This is a genomic window from Bradyrhizobium erythrophlei (assembly GCF_900129425.1).
Lineage (GTDB): Bacteria > Pseudomonadota > Alphaproteobacteria > Rhizobiales > Xanthobacteraceae > Bradyrhizobium > Bradyrhizobium erythrophlei_C.
Window position 1 is genome coordinate 1463253 of the sequence record NZ_LT670817.1, and the last position, 16212, is coordinate 1479464.

Sequence of the window (16212 nt, forward strand, 5' to 3'; positions counted from 1 at the left end):
CCCTATTGCCCCAGCCGCTCGATCAGCGCCGGCGCATGCACCTGGTCGGCCTTGTAGTTTCCGGTCAGCGTGTACATCACGATGTTGACGCCGGCACGGAAGGCGAATTCGCGCTGCCGCGGCTCGCCCGGCGTAAGCGGCAGCATCGGCTGGCCGTCGGGGCGGATCGCCCAGGCGCCGGCAAGATCGTTTGATGTGATGATGATCGGCGACACGCCGTCTCCGCCCCGGGCCGGCCGCGACGCGGCCTCATCGTCATCCTCGCGCGGCAACGTCTCGACCCAGGTCTGGCCGGTGTTAAAGCGGCCAGGAAAATCCCGCAGCAGATAGAACGTCTTGGTCAGCACGTGCTCGCGCGGCACCGGTTCAAGCTCGGGAACGTCGAGCGAGGAAAGGATATTGCGCAATGCCAGCATTCCCGGCGTCTGCGACGCGCCGCCATCTCCCGGCGGCGCCTCGATGGCATCGCGGGTATCGAACAGCACGGTGCCGCCCTGCTTCATGTAGGCGTCGATGCGGTTGATGGCGTCCTGCGGCGGCTTCGCGGCACCTGGCACCACCGGCCAGTAGATCAGCGGAAAGAATGCCAGTTCGTCATGCGCGGGATCGACGCCGACGGGATCGCCGGCTTCCAGCGCGGTGCGCTGCGCCAGAAACAAGGTCAGTCCGGACATGCCCGCTTTGACGATGGAATCGACGTCGGCATTGCCGGTGACGACGTAAGCCAGCCGGGTTTGCGAGGTGGCCTTGATGGCGAAATCGTCGCTGCCGTCGGCACGGGATGGCGATGGCGCCCCCAGCATCGTGGCAAACAGGAAGGCGAAGACCAGGGCGGCCGATACCGCGCGCCGCCGCAGCAACGCCGCGAAGCCGGCGCCGAGCAGCGCCACCACGATCGCATCGATCAGGAACAAGGCCAATGACGACGACAGCAGCATGCCACGCAAATCCCGCGGTTCGGCGTTGGTGTAACTGGCGCGCCGCGCGCGCAAGCCCGAGGTATCGAGCGGCGCGATACGGTCGGCGGCCGCCAGCGTATTGACCGCGAGCGGACCGTCGGCCGGGCCGTAGAACCCAGGCGGATGATCGGGTGTCGCCCGATCCCGGAAGTCGGCGGGCAGAGGCTTTGCGGTCGAGGGCGGCGGCCCGAACGAACCGAAACCATCGAGAATGTGCAACGGCGCCACCGTTTCCGCAGCGGCTTGGCTGGCGACGCCGGCACCGGGATTGGAGGTATAGCCGGACATGTCGACGATCCGCCGCAGCATCTCGACGAAGCTGCCGGACATCGGCAGATCGGACCAGCGCATATCGGCGCTGACATGAAACAGGCTGACCACGCCCTTGCCGCGGCGTTCGCCGGTCACCAGCGGCGTTCCATCTTCCAGCGAAGCCCAGCTTTTGGTGGCGAGCACCGCGTCCGGCTCGGCGAGCACCTGCCGGTTGACCGTGACGTCCTTTGGCGCGGTCAGACCGGCGAACGGTCCATCGGCCGCGAACGAAGCGAGATGCTGCGGTTTTTCCCAGGTGAGACTGCCGCCGAGACTGCGTCCGCCGCGGCGCAGCTTCACCGGCACCAGATCGTCGTCGGCTTGCGCCAGACGCGGCCCGGCGAAACGTACCAGCACCCCGCCTTGCTCGATCCACGCACTGATGCGCTCGCGGATCTCGGGCGACAGCGTGCCGACATCCGCCAGCACGATCATCGGCAGCTTCTGGTCGAGAAATTGAGTGATCGCCTGTTGCGGCGCGCCGCGATCGCCGAGCCGCACATCGGCGAACGGAGCCAGGGCGCGGGTGAGGTAGAACGTCGACGCCAGCAGCGGCTGTGCGGTATCGCTGCTCGATCCACTGACGATGCCGATCGCGCGCCGCCGCCATCGCTTGTCGAGCAGTTGTACCGCGCCCGCGGATCGTTCGCCCGATATCTCGAGCCGCGCGATGTCGTTGCGCAACTCGACCGGAAGGTCGAACGCCGCTTCGGTCTCGCGATCCTGCGGCGCAAAGGTGAAGCGGGCCTCGCCGATCGGTGAGCCCTTCAGGTCGAGCGCGCGCACGATTCCGGCAGCAACGCCGCCGCCATCGGCCCGCAGCACCTTCACGGTCATCTTCGCCGCGGCATTCTCGGCCGCAACCAGGGCAAGCGGAGGTGGGGTGCCACCTTCAAAAATCGTCAAGGCACGATCCCCGATCGTTTTGCTCAGTCCCTCGAGGAATTCCGGTCCGCGCCCGGTATCGACGCCATCCGAAAGCCAGGCGATTTCGCAGTCGCCGGTCGCCTTCAGGAAACGCTGGATCGCGGGCAGGGTTTCAACCCGCTCGATCGAATAAGGTTTTGGCGTGAGCTGGCGCAACGCCACCCGCGCGGTGCCGCCGGTCATCAAGGTGATGTCACGGGAGGGCTCGGACAGCGGCACCAGCGCAACGCCGCGGCGGTCGTTGTCGGCATTCGCGATCAATTCGTCCGCGGCCTTGACGCGGGTATCCCAGCTGGAGGCTGCGCTCCAGCCGTCGTCGAGCAAGATCACCAGCGGCGCGCGGGAGCCGGCAAGACCGGTCTGCGGATTCCAGACCGGCCCGGCGGCCGCCAGAATCAGCAACGCGGCGGCCAGCAGGCGCAAGGCGGTCAGCCACCATGGCGTACGCGAAGGGGTCTCTTCCTTCGGCGCGATGTCGAACAACAGCCGCGTCGGCGGAAACTCGATGCGCCGCGGCCGCGGCGGCATCACCCGCAACAGCCACCACAGCACCGGCAGGCTCAACAGCCCCAGCAGCAACATCGGTTCGGTGAAAGACAGCGGCAGTCCGGCCATCATGCGACTCGTCCCGCTTTCACCGTCGCGATGCGCGCGCTGCCCTTGCTCACCATCATCCCGCTGTGCAGGAACAGCAGCAGTTCGGCGGCCGAGCGGCTGGTGGTGTGGGTCGAGAACAGCCAGTCGAGCTTGTTGGTTTCGCCGCGAATCTCGTCGCGATGCAGCGCCACGCGGGCGACGTAGTCGCCGGCCCATCTTTCCGCCCGGCCCGCGGTGATGATGCCGCCGCCTTCCGGTTCGACAAATTCGATCCGGCCGGAATAGGGGAAACTTTCTTCAGCCGGGTCGACGATCTGGACCAGTGCGCCATGCGCACCGGATGCCGACAATCCGGCAAGCATGTCTCTGATTTCAGCGATCGGCGACCAGAAGTCCGACAGCACCACGATCTCGGCCAGCGCCGACGGCACAAAGGCCGGCGGCAGGCTGAGGCGTGCGGCGTCGTCATGCAGCATCGCCTGCGCCATCTTGTCGACGACGTTACTGCTCGCGGTCGGGTTCATCAGGCCGGGAATGCCGACGCGTTCGCCGCCCGCGACCAGGAGTTCCGCGAGCGCGAAGGTCACGATCAATCCGCGTTCCAGCTTGGAGTCGCGCGCCTGTCTGGAGGCAAACGCCATCGACGGCGAGCGGTCCGGCCACAGCCACACCGTGTGCGCGGCCTCCCATTCCTGCTCGCGGACATAGAGATGATCGTCGCGCGCCGAGCGCCGCCAGTCGACCCTCTGCGCCGGCTCTCCGGAAACGAAGCGGCGATATTGCCAGAAACTTTCCCCCGCGCCGGCGCGCCGCCGTCCATGCAGGCCATGAATCACGTTGGCGGCGATGCGGCGAGCTTCAAGCACAAGACGCGGCAGCGATGCGGCGAGCGTTCGGCTTTCGCCATCGGCACGTCGGATTGCTGTGATCTCCCCGCTGGTGTGCTTGGTCTCGGCGGCCATCAACCGATCCGCGTCTTCAATTGCCGGATCACGTCGGGAATGGTGCGGCCTTCGGCGCGCGCCGAAAACGTCAGCGCCATGCGGTGCTTGAGCACCGGCTCGGCCAGATCGAGCACATCGTCGATCGAGGGCGCCAGACGGCCGTCGAGCAGGGCGCGGGCGCGAACCGCGAGCATCAGCGACTGGCTGGCGCGCGGACCCGGTCCCCAGGCGATCAGCTTGCCGGCTTCGCCGCCCTCGGGGCCGGGCCGCGCGGAGCGCACCAATGTCAGGATCGCTTCGACGACGGAGTCGCCGACCGGCAGGCGCCGCACCAGGCGTTGCGCGGTGATCAGGATCTCGGCGTTCATGGCTACCTTGGCGAGCGTCTCCTCCGCGCCGGTGGTTTCGAACAGGATGCGCCGCTCGGCGTCGCGATCCGGATAGTCGACGTCGATCTCCATCAGGAAGCGATCGAGCTGCGCCTCCGGCAGCGGGTAAGTGCCTTCCTGCTCCAGCGGATTTTGCGTCGCCAGCACATGGAACGGCTTCGGCAAGTCGTGGCGAGCGCCCGCAACGGTAATGTGCTGCTCCTGCATGGCCTGCAACAACGCCGACTGGGTGCGCGGGCTGGCGCGATTGATTTCGTCGGCCATCAACAGCTGCGCGAACACCGGACCGGCGATGAAACGGAACGACCGCTTGCCGGTACTGCTCTCGTCCAGCACTTCGGCGCCGAGAATATCCGACGGCATCAGGTCCGGCGTGAACTGGATGCGCTTGGCGTCAAGCCCGAGAGTAACGCCCAGGGTTTCGACCAGCTTGGTCTTGGCAAGGCCGGGCACGCCGATCAGTAGCGCGTGACCGCCCGACAGGATCGTCACCAGGGTATTTTCAACCACCCGGTCCTGACCGAAGATGACGGTGGAGATCGCATCCTTCGCGGCGCGGATCTGACCGGCGACCTGTTCGGCCGAGCGGACGATCACGTCCTCAAGTTTTTCGACACTGTCTGCGCCAGCCATTTAGGTCTCCTTGGTCAATGCTTTGCCTGCAACGCCGCCGACTGCGGCGTCATGCCATGAACCCGAAGCTAAACTCATGCAAAGGCCATGTATTCGTTGAATTAAACTATCCCCACATTATCGGTATTTCAGGGTATGAACGGGATCACGATGTGGCGACTTGATCCGGGCAGAACCCGTTAACGTGGCCTGCACCAATCGTGCCAAATCAAGGCGGTCAGAGTCAGGGCAAACCATGGCGAAGCAAGGGCAGACCACCGATCGGGGCCTCGAAGGACTGACTGCCGCCGTCAAGGATGCTGCGAACGCCAATTCCGCCGGAAAGGGGCTGCCTCCGGTGCATTTGTGGAATCCACCGTTCTGCGGCGATATCGATATGCGAATCGCAAGCGATGGCACGTGGTTCTACATGGGAACGCCCATCGGGCGCCCGGCGCTGGTCCGGCTGTTTTCGACGATACTCAAGCGCGAGGACGGCAAGCACTTTCTCGTGACCCCGGTGGAGAAGGTCGGCATCCGCGTCGACGACGCGCCGTTTCTTGCGGTCGAGATGCTCAAGGAAGGCGACAGCCGCGGCCGGCTGCTCCGCTTTCGCACCAATGTCGACGACTGGGTGAGTTGCGATTCCGCCCACCGCCTGCGGTTCGAGGCCGCCGCCGACGGAGGCCTCACGCCCTATCTTCATGTCCGCGCCGATCTTTGGGCCAAAGTCACCCGCGCGCTTTACTACGATCTGGTTGACATGGGCGAGGAGCGAGTGGTCGATGGTCGTCCGATGTTCGGGATCGCGTCCTCGGGGGCGTTTTTTGCGATGGCGGATGCGGAGCAGGTGAGGGGAGCGCTTTGAACGAGCCGATGCTGAAGACGGGGGCCGTGGCGATCAGCCCGGTGGAGTTTTTCGAGCGCGCCCGCGCCCGGCTGCGCTTTGAGGTCCCGCCGGGCCTGCTTGATCCCCAGATCGTCCCGCAAAGCGGCGATCAGGGCACCGATCGCATGCTCGAAATCATCGCCCGCGAGCAGCCGGTCCGGCCCGCGGCGGTGCTGATCCCGGTGGTGGACCATGCCGAGCCGACCGTACTGCTGACGCAGCGCGCGGCGCACCTCAACGATCACGCCGGCCAGATTTCCTTTCCCGGCGGCAAGATCGATCCGACCGACGCCTCGCCGCTCGACGCCGCGTTGCGGGAGGCCGAGGAAGAGGTCGGCCTGACACGGGAGTTCATCGAACCGATCGGCTATCTCGATCTCTACGGGACCAGTTTCGGATTTCGCATCCTGCCGACGGTGGCGCGGGTGAGACCTGGGTTCAAGCTGCGCATCAACCACGCCGAAGTGGACGATGCGTTCGAGGTTCCGCTGGCGTTCCTGATGAATCCCGTGAACCACCAGTTGCACAGCAAGGAATTTCGCGGGATGGAGCGCACGTACTACGCCATGCCGTTCGCGGAGCGTTATATCTGGGGCGCCACCGCGGGAATTCTGCGGGTGCTGTACGAACGGGTTTATAGGGCATGATTCGTCCGGCTTTCACCGAAGTCGGCATTTTCCTGATCCCATTTGCGGTCTATGCGTTGTTTTTGATCGCGACACGTTCCGGACTGATGATGCAGTCGTCCTGGCCGGTACATGTCATCGCCAAGCTGGCAATCGGTGCGCTGCTGCTGGTGATCGTCAGTTTTGTCCTGCTCGCGCATTTTTCCGGCGCCTCGCCGAATTCGACCTATACTCCCGCGCACATCGAGAACGGCAAGTTGATTCCAGGAGTTGAAAAATGACTGGTGTGCGCGTGCTCGACGACGCGCCCTGGCTCAAGTCCGGCCCAACCGCCCGCGTGCTCGGATTGCTCAACGGCAACGGCGAGGAAGCGCGCGTGGTCGGCGGCGCGGTTCGCAACGCGCTCCTGAAGATTCCAACCGGCGATATCGATATCGCGACCACCGCCTTGCCCGCCGAGGTGACCCGCCGCGCCAAGGTGGCCGGCATCAAGAGCGTGCCAACCGGCATCGAGCACGGCACCGTGACGCTCGTCGTCGACGCGCAGCCGTTCGAGGTCACGACCTTGCGCGAGGACACCGAGACGTTCGGGCGCAAGGCGAGGGTCGCGTTCGGGCGCGACTGGGTCCATGATGCCGAGCGGCGCGACTTCACCATCAACGGCCTGTCGGTCGACGCCGATGGCGTGGTGCACGATCACGTCGGCGGGTTAGACGATATCCTTGCAAAGCGTGTGCGCTTCATCGGCGACCCCAGGCAGCGTATCGCCGAAGACTACTTGCGCATTCTCAGGTTCTTCCGCATGCACGCCGCCTATGGCACCGGCGAGCCCGATCGCGCCGGATACCTCGCCTGCATTGCCGCGCGCGAAGGCCTTGCGACGCTGTCCGCCGAACGCGTGCGCATGGAAATGCTGAAGCTGGTGATCGCGCAAGGCGCGGCCGGCGCAATCACGGCGATGGCGGACGGCGGATTGCTGCTGCCGGTTTTCGGCGGCATCGCCTATATCGGACCGTTCAAGGCGATGATCGCGGCGGAACACCTGCTTGGAGTTGAGCCGAACGCGATCCGCCGGCTCGGGGCGCTCGCGGTTGCCGTCACCGAGGACGCCAAGCGGCTCGCTAGCCGCCTGCGTCTCACCAATGCCGAAACCAGGATGCTCGATTCGATGGGCCATCGCTGGTGGCGCCTCGCCGGCATGGACGAGGCGAGGGCGCGGCGGCGGCTCTATCGGCTCGGCGCGGATCGCTACCGCGACCGGCTGATGCTGGCCTGGGCGCGGTCGGGGCAGGACACCGATTCCGCGTCCTGGCGCGAGCTCGCCACCCTGCCGGAGCGCTGGAACGCGCCGAAATTTCCGCTCAGGGCCGCCGATTTCATCGCGCGCGGAATTGCCGAAGGCCCGGCGCTGGGGCATGTGCTGGGACTGGCCGAGGACGCCTGGCTTGCGGCGGGCTTTCCTTTGGATCAAGCCGCGCTTGAAGCCATCGCCGACCAGGCCGTAACACGTTTCAACCGTGACCACCGGCTGTGATTTTTTCAGGCTTTGCCGATATCTCCGTAGCTCAACTGCTGCTGGTTGCCGGCGTCGCGCTGTTTGCCGCCGTGGTCGGCGGGCTGGCCGGCTACGGCACCGGTGCGTTGATGCCGCTGGTTCTGGTGCCGCTGATCGGCGCCGAACCGGTGGTGCCGATCATCGCCATCTCTTCGATCTTCTCCAACCTGAGCCGCTTCGTCGCCTATCTGCGTTACACTGACGGACGCCGCGCGCTGATCGTGATTTCGGCCGCCGCATTCACGACCGCGCTCGGCGCTTACGGCTATACGCGGTTGACGAGTGCCGGCGCGGCGCTGGTGATCGGCGTCATGCTGATATCAAGCGTTCCGCTGCGCCGTTTGCTCCGACGCCATGACATCAAGATCGGCGATACCGGGCTTGCCGCCGGCGCGGTCGGTTACGGCGTGGTGGTCGGCGGCACCTCGGGCTCGGGGGTGATCCTGCTCTCACTGTTGATGGCGGTGGGCCTCGAGGGCGCGGCCGTGATCGCTACCGATGCGGTGATCTCGGTCACCACCAGCATCATCAAGATTTCCGTGTTCGGATTGGCCGGGGTCATCACCGCGCAGGTGCTCGCCTTTGCGCTTCTGATCGGCGGGATAGCCCTTCCGGGTACGTTTTTGGCGAGAGCCTTCGTCGAGCGTATGCCGGTGCATGTTCACACCGCGATCCTCGACGTCGCCGTGATCGCCGGAGGACTGGTGATGATTTCCGCAGCAGCCCGGCAGCTGCTCTGAGGCGGTCATCCGCTCTCGCTCACTGCGGTCCTGATCGGCGTGCATCTGTTGCTGAACAGGCCGATGGCGTCGCGGACCAGCGGGATGTGGCAGACAAAGCCAACGGGCCGGTACTTGACGCGGATTCTCTCGAGTTGAGACATCGCCAGGCTCATGAAGGCGTCCAACCGGACGACTTCACTGTCGAGTCTGGACTTGGCCCGCTTCATTTCCTCTTTGTCCAGGAATTTGGCTTTCCGCTCCTCGCTGATATCGCTGGTCGATGCCGCCCAGACGCGCGCGGTTTCTATCGTCCTGTGCCCGACTTCGAAGCAGTAGTGCATGGTAAGCACCTGATGCCTTGCACTCAACCAGTTGATCGTTACGGGATGGCTCGCAACGATGTTGCCGTCGTCATCCCTAGCGCAAAGCCGGACCGCGGAGTTTTCTTCGGATTCTTTTAAATCCTCCTTTTCTTTCTTGTCGGCGACTTCCTTCTTCGCGGGGACGCAGACGTCCTTTTTGGATGTTTCCGGATCCTTGGATGTTCTCGGAGGCTCCCTTTTCGCAGCCGGATTGCCGAAATGGGGAAGATTGACGGGACTGTCGCAGTTGAAATTATAGTTTCCCAGCAGCACTTCGCTGAGCGGGTCGGCGTCGAGGGGCCGCGCAGCCGCCGGATCACGGTTGAGGTCGCTGGCCCAGTCGACATAAATTTCCGCCTTGCGGGCGAGCACATCCTTGTTCTGCCGCAGCAGATTCCTTGCCTTCAGGTAATCCGGAAAAATGTCGCGGGCATTCCTGGTGCTCATGGCCTTGTCGGCGTCGTCGGACTTTTCGTTGAGCACATCCCTTAAATCGAAATAGATGAGTTGCTGGAGCAGTTGCGCCTGGGCAAACGCATTCGAAATCTCCACGAATGTCGCGGTCGCCGCGGCCATGTCGTCCTTGGCCTGGGCGCTGACTTTCTCGTCATAGGCGTTGAGGTATTGGAAATAGCCGCCGAGGAAACCGGTCAGCACCGTCACGACCGTCAACCCCTTGGTGACAGAAAATTCGCTGTCCCAGGTCTTGACCCGTTCCAGCCATCTCGGACTCTTTGAATGCCCGTCCGGCCCCTGCGCCGGACTATCCCCGCCGTCCGCCTGCATCGTGACTCCCTACTGGTCGGCTGGCGAAGTCATACGACAATCGTCGATTGTGGTCTATGGCCACTTCACTTCCGGCGGCATCGACGACAGAATCGAATCGACATTGCCCCCGGTCTTCAGCCCGAAGATGGTGCCGCGGTCGTAGAGCAGATTGAATTCGACGTAACGTCCGCGCCGGATCAGTTGCTCTTCGCGGTCGGCCGCGTTCCATGGCGCCGCAAAATTGCGCCTGACGATTTCGGGATAGGTCTTCAGCAAGGCGCGGCCGACGTCCTGGGTAAAGGCGAGGTCGGCGTCCCAATCGCCGCTGTCGTGCCAGTCGTAGAAGATGCCGCCGATGCCGCGCGGCTCCTTGCGGTGCGGAAGATAGAAATATTCGTCGCACCATTTTTTGTATTTTTCGTAAGAGGCAACGGCCGTATGCGCATCGCAGGCCGCCTGCATCGCGGCGTGAAAGGCAACCGTGTCGGCATCCTCCTGGCTCCGCCGCCGGTCGAGCACCGGCGTCAGATCGGCGCCGCCGCCGAACCAGGCCTTGGTGGTGACGACGAAGCGGGTGTTCATATGCACCGCGGGGATGTTCGGATTGCGCATATGCGCGATCACCGAGATGCCCGACGCCCAGAAGGCGGGATCGTCGGCGGCGCCGGGGATCTGGGCGCGGAACTCGGGCGCGAATTCGCCGTGCACCGTGGAGCAATGCACGCCGACCTTCTCGAACAGCCGTCCGCGCATCACCGACGTCACGCCGCCGCCGCCGGGCCGGCCGCTATGGTCGGTGCGGTCCCAGGCCGTGCGCGTGAAACGCCCCGCGGGTCCGGGATAAAGCAACGCCGGCGCCTCGTCTTCGAGTTTCTCGAAGGCCACGCAAATGTCGTCGCGCAAGGTTTCGAACCAGGCCCGCGCGCGCGCTTTGCGATCCTCGATCACGGAGATGTCCATAGGCAATTCCTGATGTCGGCGGATGAAGTGGGTCGGACCATCTTTCCCCGTCATTGCGAGCCAACGGATCGCGCGAATGCACGCCCGATGACAGGCTCAGCGAAGCAACCCGGAAATAATACCGGGAAAGATAGATTGCTTCGTCGCGACGCTCCTCGCAATGACGATCATGCAAACCTAGCCCTGCGGTCCGTAGTAAGTGCAGCTCTCTCCGCAGCTGTCGCGGTGAATGCTTACCCGCGCGATCTGGCCCGCATGCTGAAGCCGCTCCCAGACGAAGCGCGACAGGTTCTCCAGCGTCGGCGGCCCCAGCGCCTCGACCTTGTTGAGCAGTTTGTGGTCAAGCATTTTCTGCACCTCCGCCATGCTACGCTCCAGCAGGCCGAGATCCAGCACCATCCCGGTCAAGGGATCGGGCGTGCCGCGCACAGTGACCTCGGCGCGGAAGGAGTGGCCGTGGATTTCCTCGCTTGCCGCACCCAGCGCCGTTCCCGGCAGCGCATGCGCCGCCTCGAACCGGAACGATTTTGTCAGCTCCCACATTCTAAATCCGCTATCTGATGCCAAGGGTCTTGTGCGTCTGCAGGCTGAGCCGCCATTGCGGATGGCTCAGGCAATAGTCGACCGCGCGCGCGGTGTTTTCGATCACGTCCGGTCCATCCATCGGCTGGAGCGAGAAGCGCTCGAAGGCGAGATCGACAAAGGCCTCCGGCGCCGCATCTTCCTGCGGGTAAATCAGTTTGAGTTCGTGACCCCGCCGGATCACCAGGTCTGAGCCTGCTTTTGGGCTGACGCAAATCCAGTCCACGCCATCGGGCGGGGCGATCGTGCCGTTGGTCTCGACGCCGATCGCAAAGCCACGCGCATGCAGCGCATCGACGAGCGCGATATCCACCTGCAGCAAGGGTTCGCCGCCGGTCAACACCGTGTAGCGGTGACCCGCCGTCCCGGTCCATTGCGCGGCGATGGTATCCGCAAGCGCCTCGGCCGACGCATAGCGGCCGCCGAGGGTGCCGTTGGTTCCGACAAAATCGGTGTCGCAGAACTTGCAGGTCGCATTGGCGCGATCCTGCTCGCGGCCGCTCCAGAGATTGCAGCCCGCGAAGCGGCAAAACACCGCCGCGCGGCCGGCATGCGCGCCTTCGCCCTGCAAGGTCAGAAAAATCTCCTTGACCGCGTAGCTCACCGGGCCGCCTCCCTGGAAGGTTTACTGGTTTGCCGCAGCGCTTCACCCAATGCCATGGCGGCGGCCATCGCGACATTGAGCGAGCGCAAGCCCGGCTTGATCGGGATCACCAGCCGCGCGTCCGCAGCGGTGACGACGTCGTCGGGTACCCCTGCGGATTCGCGCCCGAACAGCAGAATATCGGTCGGGCCGTAGCGATAACCAAGATATGAACTGACGCCCTTGGTTGTGAACAGGACCAGCCGATGGCCGCTATCGTTACGCCATTGCTCGAATTTTGACCACGAGTCGTGACGCATGATGGTCACCTGGTCGAGATAATCCATGCCGGCCCGGCGGAAATGCCGATCGGATACCGGAAAACCGGCGGGTTCGATGATATGGGCTGTCACGTCAAGGCATGCACAGAGACGAAGAATCGTCCCGGTGTTCTGGGGGATGTCAGGCTGGAAAAGTGCAATCTGCATTTGTCGACGGCCCTTCGGCTCCCCATGAAATGTCTGAATAAATCGCCGCTCAGCGCGGAATTAGTGCATTGCACGCTGATGAGCCGATAGCGGGCTTGCGCTCTTCCGGCAAGGGTGCCAATAGAACGATTCTGGACTGCTTGTTCCGCCCGATTGGCTGGGAAAAGTGGTCTTTCTGCCGCCGCGGGGTCGCGGGCGCCGGCATCCTCCCTTGCTTCGTGTGTGCGTTGCCTGGGGCGGTTCCACCGGCTGCAGCTGAGAAAGGGTTTGGAATCGTGACGACAGCGTCTTCGGCGGGCTCGACACGCCGTGATTTCCTTTTTGTTGCAACGGGAGCCGCCGCCGCGGTGGGCGGATTGGCAACCCTCTGGCCGTTTGTTTCCCAGATGAATCCGGACGCCTCGACGATCGCGGCCGGCGCGCCGATCGAAGTCGATCTGACACCGATCGCCTCGGGCCAGGACATCAAGGTGTTCTGGCGCGGCAAACCGATCTACATCATGAACCGCACGAAGAAGCAGATTGAGGAGGCGCGCGCGGTACCGGTTGCGAGCCTTCCCGATCCGGCGACCGACCAGTCCCGAGTCAAGGAGGGCCACGACCAGTGGCTGGTCGTGATCGGCATCTGCACCCATCTCGGCTGCATCCCGATCGCCCATGAGGGCAATTACGACGGCTTCTTCTGCCCGTGCCACGGCTCGCAATACGACTCCTCGGGTCGCATTCGCCAGGGACCTGCGCCCGCCAACTTGGCGGTGCCGCCCTATCAATTCGTATCCGACAGCAAAATCCAGATTGGCTAAGCCCCGGATCGATATCCGAGACCTTAAGCCCGTCGCGTCGCTTTTATACTTCCTCAGGATCGCATCATGAGCGGACCATCCGACTACCAGCCGACCAATCCCGCCTTGAAATGGATTGAGCGGCGTCTGCCGATTATGGGTCTCGTCCACTCCTCGTTCGTGGCCTACCCGACACCCCGCAACCTGAACTACTGGTGGACCTTCGGCGCCATCCTTTCGCTGATGCTCGGGGTGCAGATCCTGACCGGCGTGGTCCTGGCGATGCATTACACGCCGAACGCCGACCTGGCCTTCAGGTCGGTCGAGGGCATTGTGCGCGACGTCAACTACGGCTGGCTGCTGCGCAACATGCACGCCAGCGGCGCCTCGATGTTCTTCCTCGCCGTCTACGTCCACATGTTCCGCGGCCTGTATTACGGGTCGTACAAGGAGCCGCGCGAAATCCTGTGGATTCTCGGCGTCATCATCTACCTCCTGATGATGGCGACGGGCTTCATGGGCTACGTGCTGCCGTGGGGCCAGATGAGCTTCTGGGGCGCCACCGTCATCACCAACCTGTTCTCCGCCATTCCCTATTTCGGCGAGAGCATCGTCACCCTGCTGTGGGGCGGCTATTCCGTCGGCAATCCGACCTTGAACCGGTTCTTCTCGCTGCACTACCTGCTGCCGTTCGTGATCGCCGGCGTGGTAGGGCTGCACATCTGGGCGCTGCATGTCGCGGGTCAGAACAATCCGGCCGGCGTCGAACCGAAGACGGAAAAGGACACCGTGGCGTTCACGCCCTACGCGACCATCAAGGACCTGTTCGGCGTTTCCTGCTTCCTGATCTTCTTCGCCTGGTTCATCTTCTACATGCCGAACTATCTCGGCGACGCCGACAACTACATTCCGGCCAATCCCGGCGTGACGCCGGCGCATATCGTGCCGGAGTGGTACTATCTGCCGTTCTACGCAATCCTGCGCAGCATCCCCAACAAGCTCGCCGGCGTGACCGCGATGTTCTCGGCGATCCTGGTGCTGGCGTTCCTGCCTTGGCTCGACACCGCGAAGACCCGGTCGTCCAGATACCGCCCGCTGGCGAAGCAGTTCTTCTGGATGTTCGTCATCGTCTGCGTGCTCCTGGGCTATCTCGGCGCGCAGCCGCCCGAAGGCATCTACGTGATCGCGGGGCGTGTGCTGACCTTCTGCTACTTCGCCTATTTCCTGATCCTGTTGCCGCTGTTGAGCCGGATCGAGAGGCCGCGCCCGCTTCCGAACTCGATCGCCGACGACGTGCTGGCGAAAACCGGAAGCAAGTCGGCGCCGATGGTGTCCACGGTGATCGCGCTGATGGTCGCGGGGGCGCTGTTCGCCGGAAGCGCGCAGACCGCCCGGGCCGACGAACAGGCAGTGCCGCCATCGCAGCAATGGTCGTTCGCCGGTCCGCTCGGCAAGTTCGATCGCGGGTCGCTGCAGCGCGGGCTGAAGGTCTACAAGGAAGTCTGCTCCAACTGTCACGCTTTGTCGTATATCGCGTTCCGCAATCTCGCCGATCCCGGCGGCCCCGGCTATTCCGAAGCGCAGGCGGCGGCGCTGGCCGCCGAATACAAGATCAAGGACGGCCCGAACGACCAGGGCGAAATGTTCGAGCGGCCCGGCCGGCCCGCCGATTATTTCCCCTCGCCGTTTCCCAACGAGCAGGCCGCGCGCGCGGCCAATGGCGGCGCGGCACCTCCCGACCTGTCGCTGATCACCAAGGCGCGTTCCTACGAGCGCGGTTTCCCGAAATTCGTGTTCGACTTTTTCACGCAATTTCAGGAGCAGGGCCCGAACTATGTCGATGCCATCCTGCAGGGCTTTGAAGACAAGCCGCCGGCGGGCGTGACCATCCCCGATGGCTCCTACTACAACAAATATTTTCCCGGCCACGCCATCAAGATGCCGAAGCCGCTCAGCGACGGCCAGGTCACGTTTGACGACGGGTCGCCGGCAACCGTCGCGCAATACGCCCACGACGTCACTACGTTCCTGATGTGGGCCGCGGAGCCGCACATGGAGGCCCGCAAGCGGGTGGGGCTGCAGGTGTTCGTGTTCCTGATCCTGTTCGCGGGCTTGATGTATTTCACCAAGAAGAAGGTCTGGGCCAACGCGCACTGACCTTGGGCGGGGATATGACGTGAATTTGAAGAAGCCCCTGCGGGGGCTTTTTTGTTGGACGACGACGTGCCCCGGACGCGGTGCAGCGCTCTCGCGCTGCTCCGCTGAGCCGGGCCCCACCTTTCATTGTGCGGGTTCGATGGGCGCCGGATCAGCAGCGCATCACGCCGCAAAAGCGGCGCGCTGCGCAGCATCCGGGGCAGGAGTCCGCTGCGCTTGGTGATTGCTTCCCGACCGCGCAGCGGACAAAATGGCCGCCAGCAGAGCATCCCCAGAAAATCACCCGGAGGAACCTATGGGTACCAGCATCTCTTTCAAGCGGCCGGACGGCAAGGACGCCAGCGGTTATCTCGTCAACGCCAGCCGTGGCGACGCGCCGGGCGTGGTCGTAATCCAGGAATGGTGGGGGCTTTCCGAGCAGATCAGGGGGCTGTGCGACCGCTTCGCGCTGGCCGGCTTCGACGCGCTGGCGCCCGATCTCTACGGGGGCAAGGTGGTGCCGTATCACGACACCGACGCCGCGGGTAAGGAAATGAACTCGCTGGATTTCATGGACGCCACCACGCAGACCGTGCGCGGCGCCGCGCAATTCCTCGCCAGGAACGGCGCCAAGGTCGGGCTGACCGGCTTCTGCCTCGGCGGCGCGGTCACTATCATCGGCGCCGCCAGGATTCCCGAGCTGACCGCGGGCGTGGTGTTCTACGGCATTCCGCCGGAGCAGGCGGCAAAGCCGGCGGACGTGAAAATTCCGCTGCAGGCACATTTCGCCAACAAGGACGACTGGTGCACGCCCGAGCTGGTCGGCGGCTTCGAGAAGGCCATGAAGGCCGCCGGCAAGTCGCTCGAACTGTTCCGCTATGACGCCGAACACGCCTTCGTCAACGAGCAGCGCCAATCAGTGCACGACCGCGCCGCCGCCGAACTGGCCTGGGGCCGGGCCACGGAGTTTTTCAAAAAGCATTTGGGGTGAAGTAACTGGGGGACCTCATCCTGAGGAG

At 64.1% G+C, this 16212-nt stretch carries 16 protein-coding genes; 8 read left to right on the plus strand and 8 right to left on the minus strand.

Going from position 1 to position 16212, the window contains the following annotated elements:
• Positions 1 to 2: 2 nt before the first annotated feature.
• The 3 genes from B5527_RS06935 to B5527_RS06945 are packed head-to-tail and all read right to left on the minus strand — an operon-like array spanning position 3 to position 4761.
• A complete protein-coding gene (locus B5527_RS06935) occupies positions 3 to 2813 on the minus strand; it encodes a DUF4159 domain-containing protein (RefSeq protein ID WP_079600630.1) in 2811 nt (936 codons plus the stop codon).
• Positions 2813 to 3757: a DUF58 domain-containing protein gene (locus tag B5527_RS06940; protein WP_079600631.1), complete on the minus strand. Its 945-nt coding sequence runs from the start codon at positions 3755 to 3757 to the stop codon at positions 2813 to 2815. Before B5527_RS06940 ends, B5527_RS06935 begins: the two co-directional genes overlap by 1 nt.
• Complete coding sequence (locus B5527_RS06945) at positions 3757 to 4761, minus strand: AAA family ATPase (RefSeq protein WP_079600632.1); 1005 nt, start codon at positions 4759 to 4761, stop codon at positions 3757 to 3759. The genes B5527_RS06940 and B5527_RS06945 overlap by 1 nt, the downstream gene beginning before the upstream one ends.
• Positions 4762 to 4996: 235 nt before the next feature.
• Here B5527_RS06945 and B5527_RS06950 point away from each other — a divergent pair, with 235 nt between their 5' ends.
• From B5527_RS06950 to B5527_RS06970, 5 genes are read left to right on the plus strand one after another with little or no spacing between them, the layout of a single operon-like run.
• Positions 4997 to 5608, plus strand: coding sequence for a DUF1285 domain-containing protein (locus B5527_RS06950; RefSeq protein ID WP_079600633.1), 612 nt, complete (start codon positions 4997 to 4999; stop codon positions 5606 to 5608).
• 8 nt (positions 5609 to 5616) lie between these two features.
• Positions 5617 to 6276: a CoA pyrophosphatase gene (locus B5527_RS06955; RefSeq protein WP_425305091.1), complete on the plus strand. Its 660-nt coding sequence runs from the start codon at positions 5617 to 5619 to the stop codon at positions 6274 to 6276.
• The gene (locus tag B5527_RS06960) at positions 6273 to 6536 is read left to right on the plus strand and encodes a DUF6111 family protein (protein ID WP_079600635.1); all 264 of its coding nucleotides are present in this window, start codon (positions 6273 to 6275) and stop codon (positions 6534 to 6536) included. The genes B5527_RS06955 and B5527_RS06960 overlap by 4 nt, the downstream gene beginning before the upstream one ends.
• Positions 6533 to 7789, plus strand: a complete 1257-nt coding sequence (locus B5527_RS06965) for a CCA tRNA nucleotidyltransferase (RefSeq protein ID WP_079600636.1) — start codon at positions 6533 to 6535, stop codon at positions 7787 to 7789. Before B5527_RS06960 ends, B5527_RS06965 begins: the two co-directional genes overlap by 4 nt.
• Positions 7786 to 8550, plus strand: a complete 765-nt coding sequence (locus tag B5527_RS06970; protein WP_079600637.1) for a TSUP family transporter — start codon at positions 7786 to 7788, stop codon at positions 8548 to 8550. The genes B5527_RS06965 and B5527_RS06970 overlap by 4 nt, the downstream gene beginning before the upstream one ends.
• Positions 8551 to 8555: 5 nt before the next feature.
• On the opposite strand, the gene B5527_RS06975 is transcribed toward B5527_RS06970, so the two are convergent.
• The 5 genes from B5527_RS06975 to B5527_RS06995 form a co-directional block, all read right to left on the minus strand.
• Complete coding sequence (locus B5527_RS06975) at positions 8556 to 9680, minus strand: hypothetical protein (RefSeq protein ID WP_079600638.1); 1125 nt, start codon at positions 9678 to 9680, stop codon at positions 8556 to 8558.
• Positions 9681 to 9734: 54 nt separating this feature from the next.
• Positions 9735 to 10622 carry an oxygen-dependent coproporphyrinogen oxidase gene (gene hemF, locus B5527_RS06980; RefSeq protein ID WP_172842496.1) on the minus strand — a complete coding sequence of 296 codons (888 nt, stop codon included), beginning with the start codon at positions 10620 to 10622 and terminating at the stop codon, positions 9735 to 9737.
• A 177-nt stretch (positions 10623 to 10799) separates the two neighbouring features.
• Positions 10800 to 11165, minus strand: coding sequence for a 6-pyruvoyl trahydropterin synthase family protein (locus B5527_RS06985; RefSeq protein ID WP_079600639.1), 366 nt, complete (start codon positions 11163 to 11165; stop codon positions 10800 to 10802).
• A gap of 10 nt (positions 11166 to 11175) precedes the next feature.
• Positions 11176 to 11808, minus strand: coding sequence for a 7-carboxy-7-deazaguanine synthase (queE, locus tag B5527_RS06990; RefSeq protein ID WP_079600640.1), 633 nt, complete (start codon positions 11806 to 11808; stop codon positions 11176 to 11178).
• Positions 11805 to 12275: a tRNA (cytidine(34)-2'-O)-methyltransferase gene (locus tag B5527_RS06995; RefSeq protein WP_079600641.1), complete on the minus strand. Its 471-nt coding sequence runs from the start codon at positions 12273 to 12275 to the stop codon at positions 11805 to 11807. Before B5527_RS06995 ends, queE begins: the two co-directional genes overlap by 4 nt.
• Before the next feature lie 275 nt (positions 12276 to 12550).
• On the opposite strand from B5527_RS06995, the gene petA reads away from it, so the two are divergent.
• The 3 genes from petA to B5527_RS07010 all read left to right on the plus strand — a co-directional run bounded on the left by petA (position 12551) and on the right by B5527_RS07010 (position 16184).
• Positions 12551 to 13078 (plus strand): ubiquinol-cytochrome c reductase iron-sulfur subunit, encoded by a 528-nt coding sequence (gene petA, locus B5527_RS07000; RefSeq protein ID WP_079600642.1) that lies wholly within the window; start codon positions 12551 to 12553, stop codon positions 13076 to 13078.
• A gap of 66 nt (positions 13079 to 13144) precedes the next feature.
• Complete coding sequence (locus tag B5527_RS07005) at positions 13145 to 15214, plus strand: cytochrome c1 (RefSeq protein ID WP_079600643.1); 2070 nt, start codon at positions 13145 to 13147, stop codon at positions 15212 to 15214.
• Positions 15215 to 15509: 295 nt separating this feature from the next.
• Entirely contained in the window at positions 15510 to 16184 is a 675-nt protein-coding gene (locus B5527_RS07010) for a dienelactone hydrolase family protein (RefSeq protein WP_079600644.1), read from the plus strand.
• The last annotated feature ends 28 nt before the right edge of the window (positions 16185 to 16212 follow it).